21 protein-coding genes and 1 riboswitch are annotated in these 17,949 nt (G+C 62.1%); of the genes, 7 read left to right on the top strand and 14 right to left on the bottom strand.

The window, feature by feature from the left end; all coding sequences use genetic code 11:
- Positions 1 to 68: 68 nt before the first annotated feature.
- Positions 69 to 476 (top strand): LapA family protein, encoded by a 408-nt coding sequence (locus tag HMPREF2760_RS06460; RefSeq protein WP_070596901.1) that lies wholly within the window; start codon positions 69 to 71, stop codon positions 474 to 476.
- A 3-nt stretch (positions 477 to 479) separates the two neighbouring features.
- Here the strand turns inward: HMPREF2760_RS06460 and HMPREF2760_RS06455 are convergent, their stop codons facing one another.
- From HMPREF2760_RS06455 to rpsB, 5 genes are all read right to left on the bottom strand, one after another.
- Positions 480 to 1,334 (bottom strand): phosphatidate cytidylyltransferase, encoded by an 855-nt coding sequence (locus HMPREF2760_RS06455; protein ID WP_180952038.1) that lies wholly within the window; start codon positions 1,332 to 1,334, stop codon positions 480 to 482.
- Between the two features lie 127 nt (positions 1,335 to 1,461).
- Entirely contained in the window at positions 1,462 to 2,019 is a 558-nt protein-coding gene (gene frr, locus HMPREF2760_RS06450; protein ID WP_070533163.1) for a ribosome recycling factor, read from the bottom strand.
- A 70-nt stretch (positions 2,020 to 2,089) separates the two neighbouring features.
- A complete protein-coding gene (pyrH, locus tag HMPREF2760_RS06445; RefSeq protein ID WP_070533165.1) occupies positions 2,090 to 2,827 on the bottom strand; it encodes a UMP kinase in 738 nt (245 codons plus the stop codon).
- A 244-nt stretch (positions 2,828 to 3,071) separates the two neighbouring features.
- On the bottom strand, positions 3,072 to 3,884 hold the full coding sequence (gene tsf, locus HMPREF2760_RS06440) for a translation elongation factor Ts (protein ID WP_070596900.1): 813 nt from the start codon (positions 3,882 to 3,884) through the stop codon (positions 3,072 to 3,074).
- Between the two features lie 255 nt (positions 3,885 to 4,139).
- Entirely contained in the window at positions 4,140 to 4,967 is an 828-nt protein-coding gene (gene rpsB / locus HMPREF2760_RS06435) for a 30S ribosomal protein S2 (protein WP_070596899.1), read from the bottom strand.
- A 393-nt stretch (positions 4,968 to 5,360) separates the two neighbouring features.
- Between rpsB and HMPREF2760_RS06430 the strand changes: the two genes are divergently transcribed.
- On the top strand, positions 5,361 to 5,867 hold the full coding sequence (locus HMPREF2760_RS06430) for a M23 family metallopeptidase (RefSeq protein ID WP_070533171.1): 507 nt from the start codon (positions 5,361 to 5,363) through the stop codon (positions 5,865 to 5,867).
- Here the strand turns inward: HMPREF2760_RS06430 and HMPREF2760_RS06425 are convergent.
- The 9 genes from HMPREF2760_RS06425 to rplS all read right to left on the bottom strand — a co-directional run bounded on the left by HMPREF2760_RS06425 (position 5,830) and on the right by rplS (position 13,091).
- Positions 5,830 to 6,741 (bottom strand): tyrosine recombinase XerC, encoded by a 912-nt coding sequence (locus tag HMPREF2760_RS06425; RefSeq protein WP_070596898.1) that lies wholly within the window; start codon positions 6,739 to 6,741, stop codon positions 5,830 to 5,832. The two genes, HMPREF2760_RS06430 and HMPREF2760_RS06425, sit on opposite strands and share 38 nt — an antisense overlap.
- A 15-nt stretch (positions 6,742 to 6,756) precedes the next feature.
- Positions 6,757 to 7,935 (bottom strand): DNA-processing protein DprA, encoded by a 1,179-nt coding sequence (gene dprA, locus HMPREF2760_RS06420; protein ID WP_070596897.1) that lies wholly within the window; start codon positions 7,933 to 7,935, stop codon positions 6,757 to 6,759.
- The gene (locus HMPREF2760_RS06415) at positions 7,932 to 9,455 is read right to left on the bottom strand and encodes a YifB family Mg chelatase-like AAA ATPase (protein WP_070596896.1); all 1,524 of its coding nucleotides are present in this window, start codon (positions 9,453 to 9,455) and stop codon (positions 7,932 to 7,934) included. Before HMPREF2760_RS06415 ends, dprA begins: the two co-directional genes overlap by 4 nt.
- The gene (locus HMPREF2760_RS06410; protein ID WP_070596895.1) at positions 9,442 to 9,879 is read right to left on the bottom strand and encodes a YraN family protein; all 438 of its coding nucleotides are present in this window, start codon (positions 9,877 to 9,879) and stop codon (positions 9,442 to 9,444) included. The genes HMPREF2760_RS06415 and HMPREF2760_RS06410 overlap by 14 nt, the downstream gene beginning before the upstream one ends.
- 221 nt (positions 9,880 to 10,100) lie before the next feature.
- Positions 10,101 to 10,406 carry a DUF2469 domain-containing protein gene (locus tag HMPREF2760_RS06405; RefSeq protein ID WP_005528899.1) on the bottom strand — a complete coding sequence of 102 codons (306 nt, stop codon included), beginning with the start codon at positions 10,404 to 10,406 and terminating at the stop codon, positions 10,101 to 10,103.
- An 87-nt stretch (positions 10,407 to 10,493) separates the two neighbouring features.
- Positions 10,494 to 11,144 (bottom strand): ribonuclease HII, encoded by a 651-nt coding sequence (locus tag HMPREF2760_RS06400; protein WP_210386347.1) that lies wholly within the window; start codon positions 11,142 to 11,144, stop codon positions 10,494 to 10,496.
- A complete protein-coding gene (gene lepB / locus HMPREF2760_RS06395) occupies positions 11,141 to 11,842 on the bottom strand; it encodes a signal peptidase I (RefSeq protein WP_070596893.1) in 702 nt (233 codons plus the stop codon). Before lepB (HMPREF2760_RS06395) ends, HMPREF2760_RS06400 begins: the two co-directional genes overlap by 4 nt.
- Positions 11,820 to 12,515 carry a signal peptidase I gene (gene lepB, locus HMPREF2760_RS06390; protein ID WP_246823640.1) on the bottom strand — a complete coding sequence of 232 codons (696 nt, stop codon included), beginning with the start codon at positions 12,513 to 12,515 and terminating at the stop codon, positions 11,820 to 11,822. The genes lepB (HMPREF2760_RS06395) and lepB (HMPREF2760_RS06390) overlap by 23 nt, the downstream gene beginning before the upstream one ends.
- A gap of 231 nt (positions 12,516 to 12,746) precedes the next feature.
- Positions 12,747 to 13,091, bottom strand: a complete 345-nt coding sequence (rplS, locus tag HMPREF2760_RS06385; RefSeq protein WP_070533187.1) for a 50S ribosomal protein L19 — start codon at positions 13,089 to 13,091, stop codon at positions 12,747 to 12,749.
- A gap of 173 nt (positions 13,092 to 13,264) precedes the next feature.
- A riboswitch (TPP riboswitch) is annotated at positions 13,265 to 13,379 on the top strand.
- Between rplS and thiC the strand changes: the two genes are divergently transcribed.
- The 5 genes from thiC to HMPREF2760_RS06360 all read left to right on the top strand — a co-directional run bounded on the left by thiC (position 13,375) and on the right by HMPREF2760_RS06360 (position 17,936).
- A complete protein-coding gene (gene thiC / locus HMPREF2760_RS06380; RefSeq protein WP_070596891.1) occupies positions 13,375 to 15,177 on the top strand; it encodes a phosphomethylpyrimidine synthase ThiC in 1,803 nt (600 codons plus the stop codon). Its footprint overlaps the riboswitch before it by 5 nt.
- The gene (locus tag HMPREF2760_RS06375) at positions 15,170 to 15,820 is read left to right on the top strand and encodes a thiamine phosphate synthase (protein ID WP_070596890.1); all 651 of its coding nucleotides are present in this window, start codon (positions 15,170 to 15,172) and stop codon (positions 15,818 to 15,820) included. The genes thiC and HMPREF2760_RS06375 overlap by 8 nt, the downstream gene beginning before the upstream one ends.
- Positions 15,817 to 16,962, top strand: coding sequence for a glycine oxidase ThiO (thiO, locus tag HMPREF2760_RS06370; protein ID WP_070596889.1), 1,146 nt, complete (start codon positions 15,817 to 15,819; stop codon positions 16,960 to 16,962). The genes HMPREF2760_RS06375 and thiO overlap by 4 nt, the downstream gene beginning before the upstream one ends.
- On the top strand, positions 16,959 to 17,156 hold the full coding sequence (gene thiS / locus HMPREF2760_RS06365) for a sulfur carrier protein ThiS (RefSeq protein WP_070533194.1): 198 nt from the start codon (positions 16,959 to 16,961) through the stop codon (positions 17,154 to 17,156). The genes thiO and thiS overlap by 4 nt, the downstream gene beginning before the upstream one ends.
- Positions 17,157 to 17,936, top strand: coding sequence for a thiazole synthase (locus HMPREF2760_RS06360; protein ID WP_070596888.1), 780 nt, complete (start codon positions 17,157 to 17,159; stop codon positions 17,934 to 17,936).
- Positions 17,937 to 17,949: the final 13 nt, after the last annotated feature.

Genomic DNA, 17,949 nt, shown 5'->3' with positions numbered 1-17,949 from the left:
GGCCACATTATCCAATCTAAGTTCTGCTGGAGTGGCGAAAGTGACATCTCAACCTATTTAATAGATGCATGACGAATCCAGAAAACTCCCCCGAGGAATTCCGCCCCTCCACCACTCCGGCCGAGGAGCCGCTGAATGATTACACCGCGGAAGCCCCCGCCACCGAAGGTTCAGTAGAACCGGTTCCGACAACTTCGGACTATGCGGAGAAAAATGATGGCAAGGTGAAGGGCTCCTTCGCAGCCAGCACGTGGATCGCCCTGATCGTGGGCTTCCTACTGCTCATCGTCCTCATCATTTTCATCCTGCAGAACCAGCACCAGGTACCGCTCAACTTCCTTAACTGGACCGTCCAGTTCCCTGCCGGCGTCACCTACCTCATCTGTGCCATCTCCGGTGCGCTCATCATGGCCCTGGTAGGCGGCTGGCGCATGTTCGAGCTACGCCGCCAGGTGCGCAAGCAAGCTCGCCGCTAAGCCTTAAGGTGCGAGGGTGGTAAGGAAGCTCATTGCCACCCACGTCACCATCGCGGACGGCAGCATGCCGTCCAAGCGGTCCATGATGCCGCCGTGTCCCGGCAACAAGGCAGACATGTCCTTGATGCCTAGCTCGCGCTTGAACTGGGATTCCACCAAGTCACCGAGGGTGGCGCAAAAGACAAGACCCAATCCCATCAGTGCGCCCACCCACGGCTTGTGGTGAAGCAGGAATGCGAAAGAAAGCGCGCCGGTAAGGGTTCCGAAAACAACCGAACCGGCAAAGCCTTCCCACGATTTTTTGGGACTGACCGCCGGGGCCATGGGGTGCGAGCCAAACATCACGCCGGCGATGAAACCACCGGTGTCTGAGGCGACGACACAGAGCATAAACACGACAATCGACGCCGCCCCCGAGGCAAAGGGCGTCTCCACCCGCGAAAGCATCGCGGCAAACGTGCCAAAGAGGGGTATCCAGGTCAGCACGAAGATGCCCATCGACATATCACGGAGATAGTTAATTGGCGGACGGTGCCTGCCGTTGTGGAAGAGGCGCCCGAACATGAGCGCCAGAACCGCAACCACATACACCGCAACGAGGCCCGGGGCGTTGAGGAACCACGAGACCCACACCATGGCTTGGCCAAGAACGATCAGCAGGGTGCGCGGGACATAGTAGGAGTGCTCCCGCAACCGGGTGAGAACCTCCCACATGCCCAAGCCCACTGCGGTGGCGACGACGAGATACCACACCAAAGGCCCGGCCCACACCGCAAAAACGACGAGCGCGCCCAAGCCGACGCCGACGGCAATCGCCGCAGGCATGTCTCGGCCCGCGGAATTCTTGGGTTTCGGCATCCGGCTCGGGTGCTCAGTGCTCACGCATGCTCCTCAGGTAGTCGTGGGTGCTTAAGCTCTACACAGAAAAGACCGCCGTGCTGGTCGGTGCCTGGCGCGGCGGCAAGTCAAAGCTCGTGTGTGGAGGCTACACCTCCATGAGCTCCTCTTCCTTATTGGCGACGAGCTTGTCCACCTGCTCGATGTAGCCGGAAGTAATCTTTTCCATTTCCTTCTCTGCAGCGATGACCTCGTCCTCGCCAGCATCGCCGTCCTTCTGCAGCTTCTTCAGCTGCTCCATGGCACGGCGGCGAATGTTACGGATAGCAATCTTGCCGTCCTCACCCTTGCTCTTAGCCAGCTTGACCATCTCACGGCGGCGTTCCTCAGTCAGCTGCGGAATAGTAACGCGCAGCACCTGACCATCATTGGTCGGGTTCACACCGAGATCCGAGTTGCGGATTGCGTTCTCAATCTCATTCATCACGGACTGCTCATAAGGCTTGATGAGCAGCATGCGCGGCTCAGGAACCGAGATGGTTGCCATCTGGGTAATCGGGGTCGGCACACCGTAGTACTCAGCGACCAAGCCGTTAAACATGGCTGGGTTGGCGCGGCCGGTGCGGATGGTGATCAGCTGCTCGCGGGCGTGCTCCACCGAGGCGGTCATGTGCTCTTCAGCTTCGAGCTGAATCTCGTCGATCATGAGGGTTACAACTCCCTTGAAATAGTCAAAAGTACTGGGAAAGAATGTAGCAGGTCGCGGCCCGTTTGTACTAAGACTGGACCAGCGTGCCGATCTTCTCGCCGTTCACGGCGCGCTTGATATTGCCCTCGGTGAGGAGGTTGAAGACCAGAATCGGCATATTATTATCCATGCACAGGCTGAACGCCGTAGCATCAGCCACCTTGAGGTTCTTCTCGATGACCTCGCGCGGGGTGATCTCGGAGTAGAGCTCCGCGTCCGGATTCGTGCGCGGGTCGGCGGAATAGACGCCGTCGACAGCCTTGGCCAGGAAGAGGACTTCTGCACCAATCTCCAGCGCGCGCTGCGCTGCGGTGGTGTCGGTGGAGAAGTACGGCATGCCCATGCCGGCGCCAAAGATAACCACGCGCCCCTTTTCTAGGTGGCGGTCGGCGCGCAGCGGCAGATACGGCTCCGCAATCTGTGCCATGTTGATGGACGTCTGCACACGGCAGTCGATGCCCTGCTGCTTGAGGAAGTCCTGCAGCGCCAGGGAGTTCATGACTGTACCCAGCATGCCCATGTAGTCGGAGCGAGCGCGGTCCATACCGCGCTGGGACAGCTCCGCTCCGCGGAAGAAGTTACCGCCACCGATAACGACGGCAATCTCAGTTCCTTGTTCGGCTACCTCGGCGATTTGGCGGGCGACGTTTTCTACGACATCAGGATCGATGCCGACCTTGCCACCGCCGAACATCTCACCGCCCAGCTTCAGCATGACTCGCTTGTATCCGGTTCGCTTCGGTTCAGGGTTAGTCACGGTCTTCATCGTCTCCTTCACGCATGGCGACGCTTCAGTTAAGCGCACGAATAATTCCGTTCCATCTTAACCATAGGAAGCCGCTCTTATATATTCAGCTGCGCACAACCCCCACCCTAAGGGGCGGCAGAAAACAGCAAACTCCCTCCCCCGCTTCTTCCCCACCGGCCAGGCGGCCACAGGGATGAAGAGGAGGAGGGAGAAACCACAGCTACGGGGCAATACTCCCTAGCTACGAAAGCTCTAGTAAAGCTTAAGCGCCAACCTCGTAGCGGATGAAACCGGTGATGGTGGTGCCGGCCTCGTCTGCGACCTGCTTGACGGTCTTCTTGGAGTCAGACAGAGCTGCCTGCTCAAGCAGAACCACAGACTTGTAGAAGCCATTGAGACGGCCTTCCACGATCTTCGGCAGGGCTGCCTCCGGCTTGCCCTCCTCGCGGGTGGTGGCCTCAGCGATCTCGCGCTCCTTCTCAACGACCTCAGCCGGAACGTCCTCGCGGGTGAGGTACTCGGCGTTCATAGCCGCAATCTGCAGTGCCACTGCGTGAGCGCCTTCTGCGTTGCCCTCGTAGGAGACCAGGACACCCACTGCCGGCGGCAGGTCAGCGGAACGCTGGTGCAGGTAGACAGCAACGTTGTCGCCCTCGATGGTGACTGCGCGGCGGGCCTGCAGCTTCTCGCCGGTCTTTGCGGACTCTTCGTCAACGATCTCAGAGACCTTCTTGCCGTCGATCTCCAGGTTGTTGAGCTCCTCACCGGAGTTGACCTTGGCCTCACCGGCAGCCTCAGCGATCTTGGCGGCAAAAGCCTTGAAAGCCTCGTTCTTAGCCACGAAGTCGGTCTCACAGTTGATCTCGACCATCGTGTTGCCGGAAACGGCGATCAGGCCCTCGGTGGCCTCACGCTCGGCGCGCTTGGACACGTTCTTTGCGCCCTTGATGCGCAGGTATTCAACGGCCTTGTCGTAGTCACCCTGGGACTCTTCGAGAGCCTTCTTGCAATCGAGCATGCCGGAGCCGGTGGCCTCACGCAATGCCTTTACGTCTGCAGCAGTGTAGTTCGCCATAGTTGGAGCGATCCTCCTTGGAATTGAACGGTATTCGTTGAAACAGCGTAGCGGAATCACTACCACCACGTCGCGTTGAGGGGGTGCTAGTTTTTTCGCCAGCTCCCCCAGCGAAGAATCTGAAGACCTTCAGCGTGGTGTTTTCAACCCTTTAATGTGCCACGCGTCTTAGCACGCTAAGAAAACACGTGAGAAAAAGCCCCCATCGCCGCGGACACTGTGGGCCGTGCGGTACGGGGGCTTAAGGTGTGCAGATTACTCTGCGGACTTCTCAGCGTCCTCAGACTTCTCTGCGGAAGCCGGGTCAGACGCAGCGGCGGCCTCAGCGGCGTCGCGGGTGTCCTTCTCAGCGCTGTCGCCGGCGGCCTCCTTGGCTTGAGCCAGCTGGCGCTCCTCGCGAGCCTTCTTGCCCTCTTCCACAGCGGTGGCGATGATACCGGAGAGCAGCTTGGTAGCGCGGATGGCGTCGTCGTTACCCGGAATCGGGAAGTCAACCTCATCCGGATCACAGTTGGTGTCCAGGATGGCGACGACCGGGATGTTAAGCTTCTGAGCTTCCTTGACCGCGATGTGCTCCTTGTTGGTGTCAACGATCCACAGTGCGGACGGAGCCTTGGTCATGTCGGAGATACCGCCCAGGACGCGCTCCAGCTTGGCGCGCTCACGGGTCAGCATCAGAACTTCCTTCTTGGTGCGGCCCTTGTAGCCGTCCTCAGCCGCATCCATAGCCTGCAGCTCCTTCATGCGCTTCAGGCGCTTGGAGACAGTCTGGAAGTTGGTGAGCATACCGCCGAGCCAGCGGTGGTTAACGTAGGGCATTCCCACGCGGGTTGCCTCTTCAGCAACGGCTTCCTGAGCCTGCTTCTTGGTACCAACGAAGAGGATGGTTCCGCCGTGTGCGACGGTTTCCTTAACGAACTCGAAGGCCTCATCGATGTAGGTCAGCGTCTGCTGCAGGTCGATGATGTAGATGCCGTTACGGTCGGTGAAGATGAAGCGCTTCATCTTCGGGTTCCAGCGACGGGTCTGGTGACCGAAGTGGACGCCAGCGTCGAGGAGCTCGCGCATGGTTACGACTGCCATGTTTCGCTCGCTTTCTATATGTTGTTTCGGTTTTGCAAAAATTGTGCGGTGTTTTATTCCGCACCCTAGCAACGAAGGCCCTGGTCAACACCCCACTATTGCGGGGACCACGTCAACCACAGACTGCCTCTTCCTTAACCCAGGAAGCGGCTGCTTCGCCGCGCGTAGTCAATCCATGCACCAGCCTTTAGGCCTGAGCACAGACTGCTGTGGGCTAGCTTAGTACTGCACACACGGTGATTCCAAACGACGGGCCTGATTTATCTCAGCAGGATTGTTGATGACTCTACGGTCTTCTCCCCTGCCGCAACAGTGGCCTCTTCTTTAACAGGTTATCCACAACAGCGGCTGCACCCCTTCTCTGAAGAGGCGTCAGCGCGCAGGCTTGGAGGCATGCGTCACCGTCTTCTTTATGTATCCGTCTTGCTGTGTGCTTGGGCCGCGCTTGTCGACGTCCCCCTAGCCGCCGCCTACGTCGACCCCACCACCGGGGAACCTGTCGTTTCGCGTGTTTTGCGCGGCTTTGAGCCTCCCGAAAAGCGCTGGATGGCGGGCCACCGCGGTGTCGATCTGGACCTGCCTGTCGGCGGGGTGGTCCTCGCGGCCGGCGATGGTGTCGTGTATTTCGCCGGCTCGATCGCGGGCAAACCCGCCCTATCGATTGCCCATGGAAACGGCCTGCGCACGACCTATCAACCAGTGTTTGCGCGGGTCAAGAAAGGTGACCGGGTACAGGAAGGAGACGTGATTGGCACCCTCGCCCCGTCCGTGGACGGCTATCCGGGACTGCATTGGGGCGCGATTGAGGGACGCGAGGATTACATCAATCCGCTGGACTTGCTTGGGGAACCTGTCATTCGCCTCAAGCCCGTGGGTGGGCGCGGGCGTAGACGTCCTTAAGCCGCTGGGCGGAGACGTGCGTGTAGACCTGCGTGGTCTGTAATGAAGAGTGCCCGAGCAGCTCCTGGACAATACGCAAATCCGCTCCGCCCTCGAGCAGATGCGTTGCCGCCGAGTGGCGCAACCCGTGCGGGGTCAAACCCGGCGTTCCCGTCACTTGCGCGGCGCGCTCGACAACACGGCGGACTTGGCGGGGGTCGATACGCCCGCCGCGGGTGCCCACGAACACCGCCTCCGTATCACCCGCAAGCTGGGGACGGCCCGTTTCCAACCAGGCACAAAGCGCATCGTGAGCTGCATCCCCGAACGGGACGACGCGCTGTTTGTTTCCTTTACCGGTCACGCGGGCAGTGCGGCGGGACACATCGATATCCCCGATGTTGAGACCGACGAGCTCAGCCACGCGCGCACCGGTGGCGTAGAGGAATTCGAGCATGGCGCTATCGCGCAGGAAATGGATCTCATCGGCGGAGACGGCATTGCCCATCAGCTCCCCCGCCGCTGAAGGCGACATCACCGTCGGCAAGTGTTTGCCCACCTTGGGCGTGGCCAGACGCTGCGCCACATCAGTTTTTAAATAGCCTTCACGCGCAGCCCATGTGGAAAAAGCGCGCACCGCGGCGGTGCGGCGCGCCAGCGTGGAGCGGGATTTGCCCTCGGAAACGGCGTGGGCCAACCATTCGCGCAGGGAATTCAGTGTGAACGCTGAGAAGTCCGGGACCTCCGTCGCCAGCAAGCGCAGGTCGGAGCAATAGCCGCGAACGGTCGCGTCGGAACGGCCGCGGACGATGCGCTGGTATTCCGCGAAGTCTTCGATCGCCTCGTCCAGCTGTCCGCCCACGTGCCGCTCACCGCTACCACTTACACCACTCATGTCTCATGAGTGTACTCAGGTGCGCTGCCACATCGCTCCCGAGCGAGTAATCACGCCCATCTTCTGCATCGCCACGAGAAGGTGAATGGTCAACGCCACCCGCATACCCGCGGCCGCCGCTATGTCCTCAGCGCTCGCGCCTTCCTCCGCGCTTTCCGGTGGAGTGGAGTCATAGACCCGAAGCTCATTGCGGGACAGGCGCTGCACAGCAGTCGGCTGAAACTCGAGCTCATACTGCCCCACCACATCTACCTCTCCTGCTTTGCCGACCAACCCCCGAACTTCATCCGCAGACGCCACCAATTGGGCGCGCCCATCCTGAATTCGTTGATGACACCCCAAGGAACCAGATGTCGTAATGGGCCCCGGTACGGCCATGGCAACCCTGCCCAGCGCTTCCACCCAATTCAGCGTGTTAAGAGCACCAGAGCGGAACCCCGCTTCGACCACCACAGTGCCGCTCGTCATCGCCGCCACGAGGCGGTTGCGGGATAAGAAGCGGAATCTCTGCGGCCGCGTGCCCGGCGCGAACTCAGACACGATGCATCCTTTCTCGGCGATTCTGTCAAAGAGTTTCGCATTTCGCGCTGGGTAAGAGATATCGATGCCGCAGGCCGCCACAGCGACGGTCAGTCCGCCCGCATCGAGGGCTGCTTCATGGACCGCCGTATCAACGCCTACCGCCCCGCCGGACACCGCTGTCCATTGATGAGCCGCCAAGCCACCCGCTAAGAGTGACGCAGCCTCCCAGCCATACCTGCTCACCGCGCGCGTGCCCACGAGGGCCACAGATTGAGATACCGCTTCGCGCAGGTTTCCACCGCGTACCCACAGACTGTGCGGTGGAACTGCTTGGTCATCAAACGTTGCCGGGGCATCAACCACCCCTTGATGATAGAAACCGAAGGCACGGGAGAACTCTTCCCCGGGCCACTCAGCATCCGCGGGCGTAATAAGCCGAGCGCCTTGCGCTTCTGCTACAGCCAGGTCTTCATCTTGCCGCAGCCACTCACGCCGCGAAGCCGTGGCTTGCCTCAGGGGCCCAATCCAATCCTCTCCTTTGTAGATTCCCCGAGCAATCTCCTCAGCCGAGTATTGGGTCAACAGCCCGTGAAGAGTTGGTGAAGGACCCTCCACCACGCGATTGAGATAGGCCCAGGTATGCCGGCTACTCGATAGATTGAGCTCACTCATGCCGCCAGCCTTTCGATCGTCCCAGCCCCACGGAGATCCAGCGCCCGGCTGACGTGCTCTAACTCAGGGCGAGATGATCCATCGAGGTCTGCCAGCGTCCACGCCAAACGCAGAACGCGGTCGACCCCGCGCTGGCTTAGCTCCCCTTCCGCCAGGTAGGCGGCGAGCATGATCATCGCAGACTCCGCTGCTGGGCGGTGGCGCCGCAAATATGAAGCCGGAACTGCTCCATTGACCACGCTTCCCAACCCGTCGCCCTCCCAGCGCGTCTTCATGCGTTCCCGGGCTGCGGCCACGCGCTGGGCGATGACCTCGGAGGTCTCTTCCCCTTCCGCTTGGAGCACCGCTGATTGCCCCGACAGGGACACGATGATGTCGAGGCGGTCCCGCAGCGGCCCCGACAAATTGGACAAGTAGTTCATCCTGTCTGATACGCGGCACTCGCAACGCGCCGGTTCTTCGGCTCCACACCGGCAGGGATTCGCAGCCAGCACTAGTTGGAATTGGGCGGGAAAGATAACCTCCCGGCTAGCCCGCGTCAGGCGCACCTGTCCCTCTTCCAAGGGGGCGCGCAAACTATCGAGTACCTGCGCAGGCACCTCACTGACTTCATCGAGGAAGAGCACGCCATGGTGTGCCAAGCTCACCGCTCCTGGCCGTGGGCGCCCTGAGCCGCCACCGATCAGCGCGGCCCTCGTTACCGAAGCGTGCGGAGCAATGAACGGAGCCCGTGAGATAGCGGTGCCGACGGCTCCCGCCACCGAGTGGATGGCCGTGGCTTCCACTGCTTGCTCTGTGCTCAGGCGCGGCAGAATCCCCGGCAAGCGCGAGGCAATCATCGACTTACCGGAGCCGGGTGGACCCACCATCATCACGTGGTGGCCGCCGGCAGCAGCAACTTCCGCCGCCCACTTGGCTTCCTTCTGGCCTGCCACCTCGCTGAAATCGGCGACTTGCTCACACGCAGGCGCTGCCGCATGCGCAATGAGGTGCGCGTCCGGCAGGCAATCACTCCCGCACGCCCACGCAAAAGCATCCCACAGCGTTTCAGCCACGAGTACCGTGATGCCGGACACCAATGCTGCTTCCGCAGCGTTTCCCACCGGAATGATCAGGGTGTCATAGCCCTGTGAACGCGCAGCCAGAATGGCCGGGATGATGCCGGAGACCGGGCGTACCTGCCCGTCCAACCCCAGCTCACCAAGAACCAGCGCCCCGCTAAGGCGACTCTTCTCCGCCTGGCCTGCTCCTAGAATTGCCAAGGCCATCGGGAGATCAAAGTGCGCCCCTGCTTTAGGCAGCGAGGCCGGTGACATGGACACCACCACCTTCGTCTTGGGCCACGGCAAGTGCGAATTGCTTACCGCAGTACGGATGCGATCCCGCGACTCTGAGATTGCGGCATCCCCCAGCCCCACCACGTGAACCCCCGGCAGCCCGGGGCCAACGTTGGCCTCCACCGTGACCACCCGGGCCAGGACCCCATCCAGCGCTATCGTGTCGCACCTACCGAGAGCCATGATCGACTCCCTGGAAGTAGTCCACCTCGAACGCCTCCCCCGACTTCGCCCCGGTGGCTACCAGCCCGAGTACGTCGAAACGGACCTTGCTCAACGCCTGCCCTTCGCTCCGTGCGGCGCTCAGCCATTGCGCGGCCGCCTTGCGCAAGCGCGCTAACTTGCGTGGGGTTACTGCTTCCGCGACGCCGAAATTGCGGTTTGCCCGAGTCTTTACTTCGCAAAAGACAATGGTCCCATCGGGTTCACGCACGACGAGATCGAGCTCGCCCACACGGTAGTGGACGTTCGCAGCGATGACCTGCGCCCCGCGCGCACGATAAAAGTCAGCGGCGAATTTCTCCCCCGCTTTTCCCAGTGCATCCGCCGGGCGGATGGTCTGGCCCACTGTCGGTGAATGCAAAGTGGTTGCTAGATTTCTTGTCACTATGGTGCTCCTTGGAATTGAACGTGTACACAACACGCCGCAAGCACGACACAAGACAATTCCCGTGCCGCACACCCCCTTACGGCACTTCCAGAACACCCCATTAACTGCGTTGTGGCGAGGACTTAATGCCTCGCCACCGCAAATCTGTGGATAACTAGTCCGGGGTCACCAACATGACGTTCCCCACCCACTTATATCTAGATCACTTACCTAGAGCTCTATTCCGGTAGGACAAAATCCGGCTTGTCCAACTCCTCAATATTGACGTCCTTGTAGGTGATTACACGGACGTAGCGCACAAAACGCGCCGAGCGGTACATATCCCAGACCCAAGCATCAGACATGCGGACCTCGTAGTAGACGTCCGGACCCGACGTATGCGGGATAAGCTCCACAGCGTTGGCCAGATAAAACCTACGTTCAGTCTCCACTACATAGGAGAATTGGCTGACCACATCGCGGTATTCGCGGTACAGCGACAGCTCGACTTCAGCCTCGTAGTTATCGAGTTCCTCAGCGCTCACGGTGTGCTTCTCCTTCGCTCACAATTACCCGGATTCACGGTGTCACAGAATCAGCACCAGCTTAGTTCCCGCGTCCTGAATAAGGCTTCAGGCGCGCGCGAGGAATCGCGCATGTGCGTCAGCTACATTGCGATAGCTCATGCGGTGCTCAGGAGTCGCCCCCAGCCGGGCGATAGCTTCCTGATGTACTGCCGTGCCATAGCCCTTATGGCTTTCCAAGGCATATCCCGGGTACTGCTTGGCCAGCTCCATCATCAGGTGATCACGGGACACCTTGGCCAGGACACTTGCCGCGGCGATGCATCGCGCGGCGGCATCACCACCGATGATCGGCAGCTGCGGGGCGGGCAGACCGGGGACGAAGAGGGCGTCGCTTAGCACGTAACCCGGGCGGACCCCCAGTCGTGCCACCGCCCGGCGCATCCCTGAGACATTCGCGTGTTGGATGCCAAAGGTATCGATGTCCTTCGCGCCCACGTGCACCACCGACCACGCTAGCGCGCGGCGTTTAATCAGCGGCTCCAGCTTTTCCCGGGCCGCCGGCGTGAGTTTCTTCGAATCATCAAGCCGTTCCAAGCCGGGCAGGATGCGCTCCGGCAAGATGCACGCGGCGATGGTCACTGGCCCGCAGCATGCCCCGCGCCCAGCTTCATCCACCCCTGCAACTGGACCGAACCCTGCCTTGGAGAGCGCGACCTCATAGGTTCTCTTCTGTTTCAGTCGGCGCATAGCGTTTATAACGGCATGTCATCGATAGTTTGCGCACGGCTAACCGGAACCACCACGGCGGCGACCTTGCCGCGCACGTTCTCAACAGGAACTGTGCCTTGCAGGTTGTCCCCGAGGTGCGCGCGCGAATCCAAGGAGTTCGTGCGGTTATCCCCCATCACCCACAGATGGCCTTCCGGGACGGTAACCGGGCCGAAGTAGGCGCCGCCACAGGCTTGCGATCCCACTCGTTCATCAATCGGAATCTCCGGCGGATCCAGAACGAAGTCCTGGTTAGTGGGCTTGCCATCCACCATGACGGCCGGATCCCCTTCCTGACACGACACGGTCTGGCCACCTGTAGCGATGACGCGTTTGACCAGGATGTTGTCGCCATTAGGCACCAATCCCACAACGGCGCCAATGTTTTGCAGTCCGCGCACCACTACGTTGCGGGACCGCTTGACCTCAAAAGACGTGTTCCACGAGTCAGGACCGGCAAAGACTACAACCTCTCCGGGGCGCGGATCACTGAAGTAATAACTCACCTTCTGCACGGCGATGCGGTCATTCGTGCACCCCGGGCAGCCATGCAGGGTGGGTTCCATGGAGGAAGACGGGATGAGATACATCCGCCCCACTAAAGCCTGAATTAGCGCCAGCACCACGAAGGTGAGTGCTAGCGCCGTGAGGACATCGCGGCCCCTAGGACTGGATGTCCGGGTCATCGACTCCACCAATGCGGTTGAACGGGAAGAAGACGAACATGACCTTGCCGCGGACGTTCTCCAGCGGGATCGTTCCTTGGTACTGATCCTGCATGTGATAGCGCGAATCCGCGGAAGCCGTGCGGTTATCTCCCATCACCCAGATATTGCCCTCTGGCACGGTCACGGGGCCAAAATACGCGCCGCCACAGGCGTAAGAACCGGTGGTCTCATCAACGCGATACGTCGGCGGGTCCTGCACATAGTCCTGTTCGATGGGCTTGCCGTCCACCATGACCGCCGGATCACCCTCCTGGCAGGACACAGTCTGACCACCGGTAGCAATAACACGCTTGACCAGGGTGTTCTCATCTGGCGGAGTGAGCGAAACGTAGCTCAGCGCATCCTGAATGCGGTGGATGACCGGGTTGTCGGAACGCGGCGATACCCAATTCCTGTCCCAGTCCGGCGTTCCCTTGAACACCACGACATCACCGGGCTCTGGGTTCTTGTCGCCGTAATAGGAGACCTTCTCGGTAAAAATACGGTCATTATTGCAGCCTTCACAGCCATGCAAGGTCGGCTCCATCGACCCTGATGGAATGACGTACTGCCGGCCCACAAAGTTTTGGAAAACACCGACGACCGCAAGCACGGAAACCACCACCAGTGCGGTCTCCAGCAACCAAGGCATCTGCTTCTTTTCCTCAGCTGGAGGTGCTGCGCTTTCCGACGCCTCTTTCCCCACGCCCTGGGAACCTTCAGTAATGTCGTTTTCTTTTTCCACGGGCTAAATCCTAGCAATGCGCGCCGACATCCCGGTATGCGGCTCGGCACGAGAGGCCTTGACAAGCACAAAGCCCTCCGCCTTACCCACAAGAATCGGTGTGGAAGCGAAGGGCTGAGGGCTACAGAGCAGCTAGAACTAGCGGCGCTCCTTGATGCGGGCCTTCTTGCCGCGCAGGTCGCGCAGGTAGTACAGCTTGGCGCGGCGAACGCGGCCGCGGCGGACTACCTCGATGGAGGCAATGTTCGGGGAGTGAACCGGGAAGGTACGCTCAACGCCGATGCCGAAGGAAACCTTACGCACGGTGAAGGTCTCGCGGATGCCAGCGCCCTGACGGCGGATGCAGACACCCTTGAAGAGCTGGGTACGCTCGGTGGAGCCCTCGATCACCTTGACGTTGACGTCAAGGGTATCGCCCGGGCGGAAGGACGGGATATCGTCGCGCAGCGAAGCTGCATCAACCTTGTCAATGAGGTTTGCCATTGGTGTTTTCCTTTTCAGTTTAAGACAGAGGACCCTGGCGCCACCTCGCGGCGGCTGACCGGTTCGTGCCTATTACACAGAACATCGTCATCTTTCCACACCCCACCCCGGAAGAACAAATTGTGCCAAACGCCTGACATCTCCTCGTTGCGGGCTCTAAGGTGGGTGGCGCACTGATACCCCACGGGTGCCCACGGGAAGTGGGCTGAGAGTGGCGCTGATACCGCGCCTGCACCGTTTGAACCTGTCTGGTTAGCACCAGCGAAGGAAGAGAGGAGCAGCCATGACGGCTACCCATACCCCCATTCACAAATCTGACTCCGGCGAGATCCACCCCAAGCACTCCTACTCCCCCATCCGGGAGCACGGCCTCGAGGTACCCGAGACCGAGATTCAGTTGGATGATTCCCCCACCGGCCCGAATGATCCTTTCCGCATCTACCGCACTCGCGGCCCAGAGTGTGAGCCTGAGGTAGGCCTGCCGGCGCTGCGCGCGGACTGGATTGCGGAGCGCGGGGACGTCGACAAGTATGAGGGCCGCGCCCGCAACCTCGCCGATGATGGCCGCTCCGCCGAGCGCCGCGGTGCCGCTTCCCAGGAGTGGAAGGGCGAGCGTCGCCAGCCGCTGCGCGCAAAGGAGGGCAAGCGTGTCACCCAGATGCATTACGCGCGCCAGGGCATCATCACCAAGGAGATGGAGTTCGTGGCCTTGCGCGAGCACTGCGACCCGGAGTTTGTGCGCTCCGAAATCGCGCGTGGCCGCGCTATCCTGCCCAATAACGTGAATCACCCGGAGTCGGAGCCGATGATCATCGGGCGGAAGTTCCTCACCAAGATCAACGCCAATATCGGCAACTCCGCGGTGACATCCTCCATTGCGGAAGAGGTGTCGAAGCTGCGTTGGGCCACGCGCTGGGGCGCGGATACCGTCATGGATCTCTCCACCGGCGATGACATCCACACCACGCGCGAGTGGATCCTGCGCAACTCGCCGGTGCCCATCGGCACCGTGCCCATCTACCAGGCGCTGGAGAAGGTCAACGGCGTAGCTGAGGACCTGACGTGGGAGATTTTCCGCGACACCGTCATCGAGCAGTGCGAGCAGGGCGTGGACTACATGACCATCCACGCCGGCGTCCTGCTTCCGTATATCCCGCTGACCACGGACCGCGTCACCGGCATTGTTTCCCGCGGCGGCTCGATCATGGCGGGCTGGTGCCTGGCACACCACAAGGAGTCCTTCCTCTACGAGAACTTCGATGAGCTGTGTGAGATCTTCGCGCGCTACGACGTTGCCTTCTCCTTGGGCGATGGCCTGCGCCCCGGCTCGCTGGCGGATGCCAACGACACCGCCCAATTCGCTGAGCTCAAGACCATCGGTGAGCTCACCCGGCGCGCCTGGGAGTACGACGTCCAGGTCATGGTGGAAGGCCCGGGCCACGTGCCGCTCAACATGATTCAGGAAAACAATGAGCTGGAGCAGGACTGGGCCTCGGATGCGCCCTTCTACACGCTGGGCCCGTTGGTCACCGATATTGCCCCGGGTTATGACCACATCACCTCCGCCATTGGTGCGGCGCACATCGCCATGGGAGGAACGGCCATGTTGTGCTACGTCACCCCGAAGGAGCACTTGGGGCTGCCCAACCGCGATGATGTCAAGACCGGCGTCATCACCTATAAGCTGGCCGCCCATGCGGCCGATGTGGCCAAGGGCCACCCGGGGGCGCGCGCCTGGGATGATGCGATGAGCAAGGCCCGCTTCGAGTTCCGCTGGCACGACCAGTTTGCGCTCTCCCTCGACCCGGATACCGCGCAGGCCTACCACGATGAGACCCTGCCCGCGGAGCCTGCGAAGACCGCGCACTTCTGCTCCATGTGCGGTCCGAAGTTCTGTTCCATGCGCATTAGCCAGGACATTCGGGATACCTTCTCCGATTCGCTAGGGATGCCAAGCTTCCCGGGTAAGGGAGCCATCGATCCGGAGGTCGTGGCAGCTGCCCGCGCGGGCGAGAAGCAGATGTCGGAGGAGTTCAAGGCCCAGGGCTCACAGCTCTATCAGGAAGAAGAGACCGCGCATGCCTGATCTTCGCTGCTACTTCGTCACGGGCGCGGGCCCGCATGAGGACGTCGTGCGCATCGCTGCCGCTGCGGCCCGGGGCGGCGCCGGGGTGGTACAAGTTCGTTCCAAGCCGATTTCCGCCCGCAACCTCTACCACTTAGGCCGCGACGTGGCCCGCGCGGTGGAGCAGGCCAACCCAAAAACGCGCGTGCTTATCGACGACCGCGTGGACGTCGCCGCCGCCCTCCGCCACGCTGGCGAGCCGGTGCACGGCGTGCATATCGGCCAGGATGATCTACCCGTGGCCGCCGCCCGCGCGTTGTTGGGGCCGGATGCGATCATCGGTCTGACCACCGGCACCCGCGAGTTAGTCGAGGCCGCCAACGAAGTAGCAGACCTGATTGATTACATCGGCTGCGGCCCGTTCCGCGCCACGCCGACGAAGGACTCCGGGCGCACCCCGTTGGGGCTTGATGCCTACCCGGATTTGGTGAAGCTCTCCCGCGTACCGCTCGTGGCCATCGGGGATGTCACCGCCAACGATGCACCCGATCTTGCGGCAACCGGCGTAGCCGGCCTAGCTGTCGTGCGCGGCATCATGCATGCCGATGACCCGGAAGCCTATTGCCGCAAGCTGCTGTCCGGCTTCGATGAAGGTGCGCGATGAGTACTAGCTCTGATTCATCCGTCATCATCATCGGCGCGGGCGTCATCGGCCTGGCCACCGCGGTGGAACTGGCCGCGCGGGGCCACGAGGTCACGGTGCTGGATCCGGCACCAGCCTCCGGGGCTACCCACTTCGCCGGCGGCATGCTCGCCCCCGCCGCCGAGGTGGTCTACCAGCAGGATCCGCTCTTCCCGCTCATGCGCGCCTCCGGCGCGTGGTACCCGGGGCTCATCGATCTGGTCGCCGCACACACAGAGGTGCCCACCGGCTACCGTGCCGAGGGAACGCTCGTCGTCGCCGCCGATCGCGCGGATGCCCAGCACCTCACCGAGCTGGCCGAGTATCAATCCCTCCACGGCATGGAGGTCGAGCGCATCACCGTGCGTGAAGCCCGGCGCGCGGAACCATTGCTGTCCCCGCGTCTGGCCGGTGCCGTCAGCATCCCGGGCGACACGCAGGTCTTCCCCCGCCAATGGGCGGCTGCACTACTGAGCGCGGCCCAAGGACTCGGCGTACGTTTCTTCCGTACGGCGGCCCAATCGATTGATGCTGCAACGGGCGTGGTCACCACGGCCGTCGGCGACTTCGAAGCAGAACAGGTTGTGCTCGCAGCCGGTCTGGGCGCGCGCGAGATCGAGTGGGCTAACTCAGCTGGGCTTGAACAGTCCCCGCTGCACCTGCGCCCGGTGTACGGCGATATCCTGCGCCTGCGGGTTCCGGATCACCTGCAGCCGCTGCTGACCCGCGTGGTGCGCGGCTTCGTGGAGGACCGCCCCATCTACCTCATCCCGCGCGGCGATGGCACCCTCGCCGTCGGCGCTACGACCCGCGAGGATTCCCTGTCCTCAGCGCAGGCCGGAGGCGTCTACGCGCTGCTTCGCGACGCCATCCGCGTCCTCCCCGCCGTCGAAGAATGCGAGTTCCTCGAGGCCAGCGCGGGGGCTCGCCCCGGCACCCCGGATGACCTTCCTTATCTTGGCCGCGTCAGCGAGCGGCTCGTCATCTCTACCGGCTATTTCCGCCATGGCATCCTGCTCACGGCACTGGCCGCGCGCTGTGCCCGCGAGCTCATCGAAGGAACCGATCCCAGCATCGATCTCGCGGCCTGTAACCCATTGCGACACCTCAAGGAGCAACAATGATCCTCATCCTCAACGGCCAGCCCTATGACACGGCGGCCGATACCGTCGCCCAGCTGCTCAAGGAAAAGGACATCGCTCCTGACGGCACTGCGGTGGCCGTGGCCGAACAGGTCATCCCCCGCTCGCAATGGGAAACCACCCCACTCAACGAAGGCGCGGCCGTGGAAATCCTCACCGCAGTCCAAGGAGGCTAAATGCTCACCATCGCCGACACTACCTTTTCTTCCCACCTCATCATGGGCACCGGTGGCGCCACGAGCCACGAGGCCCTCGAGCGCGCGCTCGTCGCCTCCGGGACCGAGCTGACTACCGTGGCCATGCGCCGCCATGCCGGCACCAGCGGCGGTGAGAGCGTCTTCGATCTGCTGCGCCGCCTGGACATCGCTCCCCTGCCCAATACCGCCGGGTGTCGCACGGCCCGCGAGGCCGTGCTTACCGCCCGCATGGCCCGCGAAGCTCTGGGCACCACGTGGGTCAAGGTCGAGGTCATCGCCGACGAACACACGCTGCTGCCCGATGTCGTGGAAACCCTCGACGCCACCGAGCTGCTTGCCGCCGAGGGGTTTACCGTGCTGGCTTATACCAGCGACGATCCCGTGGCTGCCCAACGCCTCGAGGATGCTGGGGCCGCGGCCGTCATGCCGCTCGGCGCCCCCATCGGCACTGGTCTCGGGATTCTCAACCCGCACAACCTCGAGCTCATTTGTTCGCGTGCCTCGGTGCCCGTGCTTGTCGACGCCGGCATCGGCACCGCCTCCGACGCCGCCCTCGCCATGGAGCTCGGCTGCTCCGGCGTGCTGCTCGCCAGCGCGGTCAACCGCTGCCAGAACCCGGAAGCGATGGCCACCGCCATGCGCCATGCCGTCGAAGCCGGCAGACTTGCCCGAAGTGCAGGGCGCATCCCACAGCGCGAGCACGCCCAGGCTTCCTCCACCTTCGAAGGCCTGGCCAGCTGGGCGGACCAGGTCCTGTAGCCCACTTCCTAAA

The sequence above is a fragment of the Corynebacterium sp. HMSC065D07 genome, assembly GCF_001810695.1.
GTDB classification, from domain to species: Bacteria; Actinomycetota; Actinomycetes; order Mycobacteriales; family Mycobacteriaceae; genus Corynebacterium; species Corynebacterium hesseae.
The sequence above is the reverse complement of the archived record's forward strand: the minus strand, read 5'-3'. Positions and strand labels throughout refer to the sequence as shown.